Origin of the sequence: Reichenbachiella sp., from assembly GCF_039944555.1 — a bacterium.
In the GTDB taxonomy this organism is placed as follows: Bacteria; Bacteroidota; Bacteroidia; order Cytophagales; family Cyclobacteriaceae; genus Reichenbachiella.
This window is the reverse complement of sequence record NZ_JBDUYN010000009.1, coordinates 253,193-263,688: the sequence shown is the minus strand read 5'-3', so window position 1 is coordinate 263,688 and position 10,496 is coordinate 253,193. Positions and strand designations below refer to the sequence as shown.

Annotated in this window: 6 protein-coding genes; 3 read left to right on the top strand and 3 right to left on the bottom strand. The window is 42.3% G+C overall.

Features of this window, described 5'->3' with window-relative positions; translation table 11 throughout:
• The first annotated feature begins 16 nt into the window (after positions 1-16).
• Positions 17-6,382, top strand: a complete 6,366-nt coding sequence (locus ABJD64_RS17315; protein ID WP_348181843.1) for a DUF6443 domain-containing protein — start codon at positions 17-19, stop codon at positions 6,380-6,382.
• A gap of 9 nt (positions 6,383-6,391) precedes the next feature.
• Complete coding sequence (locus ABJD64_RS17310) at positions 6,392-7,129, top strand: YARHG domain-containing protein (protein ID WP_348181842.1); 738 nt, start codon at positions 6,392-6,394, stop codon at positions 7,127-7,129.
• 621 nt (positions 7,130-7,750) lie between these two features.
• Here ABJD64_RS17310 and ABJD64_RS17305 read toward each other — a convergent pair.
• From ABJD64_RS17305 to ABJD64_RS17295, 3 genes are all read right to left on the bottom strand, one after another.
• A complete protein-coding gene (locus tag ABJD64_RS17305) occupies positions 7,751-8,254 on the bottom strand; it encodes a hypothetical protein (protein ID WP_348181841.1) in 504 nt (167 codons plus the stop codon).
• A gap of 4 nt (positions 8,255-8,258) precedes the next feature.
• Complete coding sequence (locus ABJD64_RS17300; protein ID WP_348181840.1) at positions 8,259-8,693, bottom strand: hypothetical protein; 435 nt, start codon at positions 8,691-8,693, stop codon at positions 8,259-8,261.
• A 135-nt stretch (positions 8,694-8,828) separates the two neighbouring features.
• Positions 8,829-9,824: a DUF3644 domain-containing protein gene (locus tag ABJD64_RS17295; protein WP_348181839.1), complete on the bottom strand. Its 996-nt coding sequence runs from the start codon at positions 9,822-9,824 to the stop codon at positions 8,829-8,831.
• 299 nt (positions 9,825-10,123) lie between these two features.
• On the opposite strand from ABJD64_RS17295, the gene ABJD64_RS17290 reads away from it, so the two are divergent.
• Entirely contained in the window at positions 10,124-10,459 is a 336-nt protein-coding gene (locus ABJD64_RS17290; protein ID WP_348181838.1) for a hypothetical protein, read from the top strand.
• The last annotated feature ends 37 nt before the right edge of the window (positions 10,460-10,496 follow it).

The window sequence follows — 10,496 nt, the reverse complement described above, 5'->3', positions numbered from 1 at the left end:
CAGCTATAGTCCCACGGTGAGTAGTACCACCACGTACTACGCAGCCAGCCACAGCACTACCACAGGCTGCACCGATACCGACAGAGTAGCGGTAACTGCCACTGTGGATGCCGTTCCTAACTTATATTCAGTCACAGGAGGAGTCCATTGCAACACGAGTGGCACCCTGACCGTCGGACTCAATGGTTCACAGTCAGGAATGGAGTACCAACTCTACTTCAATGCTGCACCCGTGTTGGTAGAAGGTACCTCGACCATAGTCAAAGTCTTTGGTACCGGTAGTGCCGTTGATTTTACCTACGATGCCGACCAGTTAGGTACATATACTGTGTATGCAGTCAGTGGCAGTTGTACAACCCTTATGACAGGAGATGCAAAAATTGTGACGGCACCATTGCCGGTTACCGTTTCAGGAGGTGGTAGCTTCTGTCCAGGCCTTGCGGGCGTACCAGTCAATCTGAGTAGTGCCGAATCGGGCGTAACCTATGAGTTATTTAGAAACGGTACCACTACCGGACAAACAACAACGACTGCTGGTTTTGGTAATCAAATCCTCTCAGGAAATTATACTGTCAAAGCCTCTAAGGATGGTTGTACTATAGAGTTGGCAGAGACAATTGTGGTTACAACCATAACACCTCCGGCAATACCGGTAGATTCGGTCAGTACCAATACTTGTGGAGATAAGATCATCTATGCGGTAGATCCCCCACATGCTTCAACCAATGTATTCTGGAAGTGGCAAGGGAATAATTCTAATGGTATGTCAGATGATGCTTTTACCTCTGCCGGAAGAGCAGTAGATTCTACAGCTACTTATTATGTCCGTGCCAAGGATGAAGGTACCGGCTGCTGGAGTGCCTCTAATGCTATAGCTGTGACGGTAAATCCATTACCAGCGACTCCGGTGACTTCCATCACCGAAGTCAATCTCTGTGACACCACCCGATTGACCTGGGATGGAACTGCAGCTTCAGGCTATACCTGGTACTGGCAGACGGATGCCGGCAATACCGATACGGACCCTGTTCATGCCGCTGCTACTTATGAGCGAACATTCGGCACTACCATGTTTTTAAAATCTCAAAACGGTGTAACCGGCTGCTGGTCTAATAATGCACTGACCGTCAATTACACCATCAGAGCAGTACCTGATACGCCGTTTGCACCAACCACACACGATTACTACTGTGATAGTGCGATTATTGAATACGATTCCATGGTGATTCGGAACAAAAATTGGTATTGGGAAGTCAATGCAACCGACACCGCGCATTCTGCCACCGAATTCGTGATGAACATGCGTGAAAGAAAGCTCTATACCGAGACGAATACGCATGTAAGGGCCTACGATGAGGCCTCTCAGTGTTGGAGCCCGGCACTTACTTTGCAGGGCATACTCGGGCCATACCCGCTAAGGCAATATGGATCAAAAGACATCGCCTATTGCGCTGGCGAGGTTGTAGATTTGGAGTTTTCTATCTATCGCTCAGAATCAGATGTCACCTATGAGGTGTTCAAAGATGATGTACATGTGCCAGCCATGGATAGACTGGGTGACGCTCAGGGCGATAGCCTGATGTGGATCAACCTGGATTTGGGTACCTACAAAATAGTGGGCGACCGAAATGGTTGTAGAAAGGATATGTTCGATGTGATCACCATCACTGAAAACCCTGTACCCACCGCCAATGGCGGGTCCGACATTACCGTGTTCAACAGCGATATTACCATGCTTCCTTTCTCGGAAATCAATGGCTCGGCCTGGACCTCGTCCGAGGCCACCATTGCCAATAACCTGTACAATGCCCGACTGGACGGACAAGGTACATACAACTTGACTTATACCTTCACCAACACGGCCGGCTGCAGCGACGATGACGACGTGCTTATGACTGTGGTAGCAGATCCTGATCGCATTGAACTGACCGCTGGCTCACGTTTTATCAATACCGATCCGCAAGCTTCCATATTGGCTCCAACCTTGACCGCTCCAGCAGGATATACCTATCAGTGGTACAAAGACGGAGCCGCTATGGCAGGTAAAACAGCAAATACACTTCAGCCAGATACGGTAGGGGTCTATGATGTGGACATCATGACCGTCAGTGGACTTGGGGTGCGCTCCAATGCCGTTACGATTGTGCCACTAAGAGCCACCGACAATGTCAATCATATCACTACCCGCCAACTCAGAGAAGCATGGACCGATGAAAATAATTTGCCGATCGCAACAGACAGTGTGTCCAATAAATTGGACTTTATGGACGACCTGGGTAGACCCATGCAGACCGTCATCGAGAATCAATCCGTGAGCGGCCTGGACATGGTACAGCCCATGGCTTATGATGAATTTGGCCGGAGCCCGAAAGCCTATTTGCCTTATACCAGTAGTGTATCCGTTTTATTTAAGAATGACGCAGTGGACGAGCAGGGCACCTTCTATGCGACCACCAGTGGCATCGCGCAGGACGATTTTCCTTATAGCGAAAACACCTTTGAAGCATCACCGCTCAATCGGGTGTTGAAGACAAATGCCCCTGGTTTGGCTTGGGCCAAAACAGATACTTCTGCGGGTAAGCCTGTCGTATTTGATTTTAGTGCCAATGCCACGGGAGAGGTGTTGAAATGGGAGATCAACTCAAACGCGCTGACCAGAAATGGCAGTTACGCAGCCGGTGTGTTGAGTAAAACCATCACCACCGACGAAAACGACAAACAGGTGCAGGAGTTTAAAAACCTGCAAGGCCAGGTGATATTGAAGAAGGTCCAGATTTCGGAATTAGCACCAGTCAATGACGACGACTGGTATCAGACCTACTATGTCTATGATGATTTCAACAACCTGCGCTATGTATTGCCACCGATGGCCGTGCAACGCTACGAAAGCGAAGGGCAAAGTGCAGATAATGGAGATCAGCTGGTGACTGCGACTTCCAATTATGAGGATTTAACGACCTCGTCAAGCGCCAAAATTGCCTTTACCTCACCGGCGCTGATTCATGTCAATAAAGGCACGACCCTGGAGAAGGGAGCAGTGATATACCGTGTCACCGCGGCCAACGCCACCATTACCCTGAACGGTGACTTTCTGTCCAAATGGGCTTTCCAATACCGGTACGACGAGCGCCAGCGCATGATCATGAAACAAGTGCCCGGAGCCGATTCTGTGCTGATGGTCTATGATGAAAGAGACCGCCTGGTGATGACCCAGGATGGCAATCAACGAGCCAATGACCAATGGTCCTTTACCAAGTACGATGAATTGAATCGTCCGGTGCTGACCGGGATCGTTGTGAAAACAGGAAGTAATCGCACCACTGTTCAGGCGGAAGTTGATTCACTAACAGGAACAGGCTTCTACGAAACCTATACAGGTACGGGTGCGCTCCTGGGCTACGATGGTTCGGGTTACCCAACGACCGCCACAGCTAACGATCTGTTGACAGTCACCTACTACGACAACTATGGTTTTACCGATGACAGCCATTGGACACTCGGCAATTTCTCCGCAGCACCCGAGGCCAGAACCCTGGTGACAGGCAGCAAGGTGAAAGTACCCGGACAAACCGACTGGAATGAGATGATTACGCTGTACGACGATTTCTTCAGAGTCGTAAGTACCGTATCGCTGGATTACCAGAATAATCGAGACTCGCTGGTCAATGTATATTACAGTGATGTATTACCTTTGGTCACCAAAACCACGCACATTCACGTGAGCGCCCTGACCAACGATACCACCACTCTCGTCAAAGACTTTGTCTACGATCATGCCGATCGCTTGTTAAGCGTGACCCACAAAATCAACGATGAAGCCGCTGTGGTTATCCTGGAAAATGAATACAACGAACTCGGTGAGCTCACGACCAAGAAACTCAACAGAGAAGGGGCAGGCCAATACAGCCAGGAAGTCGACTACCAATACAACATCCGTGGCTGGCTCACTAAAATCAACGATCCAGGGGTCAGTGACCCAGGCGATTATTTTGCTATGCAGCTCAAGTATGATGAAGCCGGCCAGTACAATGGCAACATTGGCGCCACCAGTTGGAAGAATCCATTTGAGGTAGCGACCAACAGCTATGCCTACGGCTACGATCCGGTCAACCGGATCAAGAGCGCAGGCTACAGTACAACGGCCTCACACGGCATGGACTTTGATGTGGCAGGCATCACCTACGACGCCAATGGCAACATCCTGACCCTGCAAAGGACAGGCAACCACGACAGCCAGGCCGCCCAGCTCTTCGATGATCTGGACTACGACTATGTGGGTAATCAATTGACCAAGGTCACCGATGCCTCAGGCAAAGACACCGGCTTTAAAGATGGTGCCAATGCCACCAACGAGTATGTCTACGATGCCAACGGCAACATGATCTCAGACGCCAACAAAGGCATCGACAGCATCGCCTACAACCATCTGAATCTACCCACAAGGGTAGAAATGAATGCCGACGGCTCCAACCGCATCGAATACATCTACGACGCGGCAGGCGTGAAAATGGCTCAACTGGTCTATGGAGCAGATACATTAACCAAGCGAACAGACTATCAGGGAGCCTTCATCTATGAAGACAGCGTCCTGCAATTTATCCAGCATGAGGAGGGCCGAGTGGTACCCGTCATTGCGAGCGGTAGCGAAGCAATCTCAAGCTACGACTACCAATACCACTTGAAGGACCACCTCGGCAATGTCAGAGCGACGTTCAAGACTGAAATCGATGTAGATATTTATCTGACCACTTTAGAAAGCGACTCAGCAAGCGTAGAAGAGTTGTATTTCTACAACCTGGATTCAGTACGAGTCACTTACGCATCAGCGAATAAAACGGCTTTAGGGGATGAAGCAGCGAGAGTAGGGCAAGACAGTTTGCATTCAGTAGGTCCGGCCATTGCTTTGAGTGTAGTGCCTGGAGATACGATAGACATGGAAGTGTGGGCGTACTACGAAGGAGGTACAGGCTATGCCAATACGATTGCAAAAGAGACTTTTATTGCTACACTTGCAGGAGCCTTTGGAGGTAGTAGTGGAGCAGGAGGAGAGTCAGGTACGATCTTCGAAGGTGTGAATGAAGCCATCAATGGAGGAGCAGGCGGATTAGGAAGCAATACAGATACTAATGTACCAGGCGCTTATCTGTCTTACATCCTGTTTGATCAGAACTACAACGAAATACAAAGTGGTTATCATGAGATCAGCGATGCTGCATCTTTTGCACATGAGAAACTGTTTTTAAATGATATCACAATCAGTCAGGCTGGGTATCTATATATTTATACCAGCATGCAAAGCAAAGGCACGCAGCCTGTGTACTTTGATGATATGAAGGTGACCCATACACATTCTCCGATTGCGAGCAAGGATGACTATTATCCCTTTGGCCTGACGTTCGCTAGCTATTCCAGACCGGCGAGTGTGGGGCAGAACTTTAAGTATAATGGGAAGGAAAAGATTAGTGAGCATGGACTGAATTGGACTGACTATGGCGCTAGGATGTATGATGCTGCTTTGGGTAGGTGGAACGGTATTGATGCTGCATCCGATCTAACTAGTAGAATTTCTCCGTATGCATATGCATTCAACAATCCAATAAGATATATAGATCCAGATGGCTTTAGCCCTGAGGATATTGTAAATATGGCTAAATATTACTTAGGAACCTGGTATGAATTTGGTGGTAAAAACCCATATTATATTGGAGGAGAAAACGTTTCAGGTAGTTTTGGATCTGGTTTAAGAATGGTTTCGAATAGCATTCGAACATCTCAAAGTTTACATAATGCTGTTGGTACAATGTATACTAGTCCAATGATTCCAACCAGGGCGATTTATGATTACCATGGTATGAATGTACCCCAAAATTATAGTTTCGGAATTGATTGTTCGGGACTGGCGAGACAAGCATTTAATGCGGATAGAGATAAATTAATGGATAACATTCCTCATGGTGCCTATAATCAATTAAGAGCATTTGAAAGTGCAGAAAAAGAAGGTAAAGGATATCTTCATTCTGATTTTAACGATTTGAAAAAGGGAGATCTTGTTTTTAGGACAGATAGTAAAGGAAATGCATATCATGTAATGATTGCAACTGGCAAGGTTATTGAAGATTCCAATGGTAATGTGAAGGAATTCGAAGTGATTCACGCTCCATATACCGGTAAACAGGTTGAAACTACAACCCTTTCAGTTGAAGATGAAAAGGAAAAAAATGCTAAAATTGGTCATTCTTTCCAAGACTATAAATCATCAGCAACACCTAATCCATTGCATAGAAAAAAAACAGACAGTATGTACAGCGATTCATTCTTAAGATGGTGGAATAATGCTGGAACAAAAAAATCTAAGAAAAAGGACGATAAAAAAAGTAAGTAGACTAGTGATATGAAGAACTTATTATTAATACTATTCGTTTCAACGGCATTCTTTCAGAGTGGATTTCGTGAATTGTTAATTTCATTTGAAACCATGGAGAATGAGAAGGTAGATTATAGATCCACCGAAATTTCAAAGGACGTTTCAAATTTATATTTTAAAGATTTGATGAATAATGATGCTGTTCTTTATGCAGTAGGAAAAAGGAAATTAGACAGTAAGGTAATTTTGGTAATAGAACGTGCACTAGGAATGGGAGGAGGGTTTTCAGAGCACTTAGTTTTTTTAATGAATGAGGATGGTGAAAGGCATGATAAGAAGTATATGTTTGGTCAATCATTTGGCCCCGATAATTTGTATGACTTTAAATTTAAATTGGTAAATGATTCAATTCTTGAAGTTCAAAAAACTAATCAGGAGGTAACAACTTTTAAATATTTCTATGTTTCTGATAATGTCATTGTAGAGTTTTCAAGTAATCTTTCAGCGGATAGTAGAGAATTTGTTCAATGTTCAAACAAACTATTGGATAAAGTGGAACTGACCAAATTTAATAAGGATGAGCTAGATGTCATGCGAAATGAAATATTCGCTTATCATGGTTACAAATTCAAAACACCAAAATGGCAAGAGTACTTTTCGAAGCAAACTTGGTATAATCCGAGATATGATGACGTAAATGAAATGCTTTCAGTTATCGAGAAGTTAAATGTTCAAACCATACTAGCTGTAAGTCAAAGCAAGTAATAATTATTTATGGTCTCAGTTGCAAAGGAGAAATGATATCAAAGCCTGACCTTGTGGTTGGGCTTTGGTGGTTTATGAAATTATAAATGCATGGATTCTTATAACTTATTATTGGGGCTTCTTTTCGTCATCATTTCTGCAATATTGTTTCTTCTTGCTCGGAGAATGCCAAGTTCAAAAGATGATGAATTCTTATCGAAGCCCAAAGTGTATTTTGGAGCTATAATAATGCTGATTGCAGGAATCATTTATTTTTTCAGGAGTTTTTAAATTAACTTCAATAGCCCAAAATGAAACTCTATAATTGCTTGTTCAGTAGCATTTTCTTTTTTTTGAAGTCGATTGAAAGGGGGTATAAAACGCAGACTGAAGGTGCTCGAGTCTTTGCGTCCGCACTGATTTTGTCAGCATTATTACTGCTAAACTTAATGTCAATTTGGCCTGATTATTTTGTTGCTAAGGTTAATACCTTTGTTTTTCTTGTCTTAGTTTCACTGATTAAGTTAATTTATTGAAGTGAAGATAGTGAGCTAACCTCAAAAAGCCAATCTGAATGTCATCTATGAGGGGGAGTGTCAGTCTGGTAATGAAGATTCCAAAATCTGGCAAGACCATGCGCTCCTATCTCATTTTACTTGCTGTTTCGATTTCGTTCAGTTTAGGTTGAATCCACCATATACCAATTGGCCAAAAAATGATCAGAAGAAAATAGCTAAAATATTGGCCAATTGTTGCTTCGCTTTTTAGTTCAATAGTTCTAAGGGCCTTGCTTGGGTAGAACATAAACTGGAACATGGCATACATCATATAAGCGACCCAGAGGAATCCGACAAAACCATTGCTGGAAAAGTGTCCATCAAAGGCAATCACAATAATGATTATTGAAAAAACGAGAACAAAGGCGTTCACTATGAAAAGTGTTCGAGATAGTTCAACTCTCGGAGGCAGGTGTTCAGTCAGTTCTAGACCTACTACAAAATACCAAAAGAAGTATAAAATTAGTCCGAAGGTATTCAGAGCCAAGTTAAACAGATCGTGGTTCTCCCACGTAAAGTTGGATGTTAGAGATGCCAGAAGGAGAATCAGAAATACCTGCCAATGTCTAAGTTTTAGTATAAAATTCATGCGGCTAATTGCTGTTGTTAGCGTTTTTTCTAATACCTACATACAACTCATGCATGCCTTCATAGGTGCTTTGGAATTCATTAAGGCTAATTTCAAATTCATAAAGTTGATCTGCGACCTTAGAAGGTTTACTAAGATTTTCCAGTAATTCGGTTGAATCAATTATCATGTTCGATAAAGTTTGCATGCAAGATTCTAGGTTTTCTACGATTGATTTTCTTTCATCATTTAGCTTAGAAATTGGAGTGTCAATATTTTCTAGCTTATCTATTAAAGTTTCGAAATTACTCCTAAGGTTGATGTAGTTACCAGTTAAGGCGCTAATACGTGCTTTTACCGAATGTTTGAGTTCATGCTTATCCTTCCTCCAAGTACTGAAAGACGTCCAGCCTGAGATTATCAAGGCTAAAATTGATATTATGATAGCAACTATTTCCATTGAGTACTTATGGCAGTTAATGTCAAGCTAAAACCATAGGCTCTGCCTTTTCTAATTTCATTAAAATTATCAGAATGAAATACTTTTTGCAAATAGCTCATTAGTCTATGGATTTTTAGCATTTGTCACCTACAGTTATTTTTTGGTATAATGATTCGCTAATTCTTCGAAGATCTTTAGGCTATAGTAGTCCTTGCCCATTCCAGCTGTTGAGTTCGGGTCTAAAAACCGCTTTCGGTGAAGGTTTGGATTTCCTTTGATTCCAGACATTATTTTATTGAATTTAGCATTTTGTTTGAAGTCTGAATATAACTGTCTTGATTGGTTAGTTACATCGTAAAAACTGAGAGTATATATTGTTTTAAAAAGTGTCTCTTCCTCTATCTTAACCTTTTTGGCATCCTCATCATCTGATATTTGCACCACTTCATGTACGGTTGATACCTTCAAAGCTGATTCGTCAGGGTTTTTTGTAATCGCCGTAATAATGTCTGCATTTTTTACTCTTTTTTCGTTAATAACACTCATGTTGTACACAGTGAAAATCGAATCTTCAATTCCTTCAGAATTCAGTTTCTCCGTAGATGTAAGGATGCTTTTAACAAAGGATTCAATAGCAGTTGAACTCTCCTTAACATCGGAATTCGCTGATAAAAAATCAATCGGCCCACTAAATGGCTTAAAACCTATCGGTAGTAAAACAAGGTTAGTTTCTTCCGCTAAGTCAATGTTGAAAAATTTCTTTAGAAATTCGTTGTAAAAAATTACGTTTTTGTGGAGAAGAGAATAAATAATTGTTCCAACGTGGTCTTTATAGAAATGAATAATGTTGCACCTGAATTCATAGAGATTGGATAGATTTTCTTGTTGTACTCTAAAATCTTTACCCAATTTGCTTGTAACAATTTCAAGACATTCTTCAAAAGGCTTTGTTGTTCCATCTTTTCTTAGAAGTTTAACTTCCGGCATATTGACATTTATGAATGCCTTTAGAATTAGCTCCCAAGAGTTGATTGCAAGTATTACGCAGATTTCATATCGGTATGGAAAAACGGGCTTGTTGTGCAATTCAACACAGGCAATCATTGCTGATTTGGAATTTTCAACCAAGGATTCAGATAAAGCATTCATTGGTTAGGTTTTAAGTGGCATTAATTGAGAGTAACTATTGTACAATACACATTAATGTTTGTTATCCCACTAATTTGGGGAATAACAAACACTATCCAAAAACAGCAGACATATTCCGAGCGATTTATGATTGGATTTCTAACTGGGTAATATTGGGAATGAACACCTTATTACTACTTGCGAAATAATAAAACGCTTTATACAGCTCAGAATTGCGCATTTTGACCATGTCCTTTCCTGTCCTATAATTATTTAAGTACTTAGTCTTCTTTTGTTCAGTAAACTTTAAATAATTGATTATGAATAATATTGAAACTTACAAGCAGAGTACATTAATAGAAATGTTCCTGAGAACTCAACTGAAAGTCAAACATGGTTCAAGAGATGAACAGACCTTAAAAGGATTTTATGAAAGCCTAGTTCAATATGAGAACGGTCACACCTACATGTGTAGCCCAAATCAGCATAAGCTACGAGTGAAACGATTGTTGAAATACTTTGAAAAGGCTATCAGCAAACTGTCGAAAAAACACCCGGATGTTAACCACCTAAGATTAAGGCTTGATTACATAGACTCCGCAGATGGTGTTTTGAACCTTTATAATGAACTAAAAGAGATAGTCAAGGGAGGCTAAAATATCTATCTTAGCATCGAGGCAGACGGCCTATGAA

Excerpts from the sequence above, each read along its gene's own strand:
- ABJD64_RS17310 (WP_348181842.1), top strand. The coding sequence starts at position 6,392 with ATGAAGAACTTATTATTAATACTATTCGTTTCAACGGCATTCTTTCAG.
- ABJD64_RS17305 (WP_348181841.1), bottom strand. The coding sequence starts at position 8,254 with ATGAATTTTATACTAAAACTTAGACATTGGCAGGTATTTCTGATTCTC.
- ABJD64_RS17300 (WP_348181840.1), bottom strand. The coding sequence starts at position 8,693 with ATGGAAATAGTTGCTATCATAATATCAATTTTAGCCTTGATAATCTCA.
- ABJD64_RS17295 (WP_348181839.1), bottom strand. The coding sequence starts at position 9,824 with ATGAATGCTTTATCTGAATCCTTGGTTGAAAATTCCAAATCAGCAATG.
- ABJD64_RS17290 (WP_348181838.1), top strand. The coding sequence starts at position 10,124 with ATGAATAATATTGAAACTTACAAGCAGAGTACATTAATAGAAATGTTC.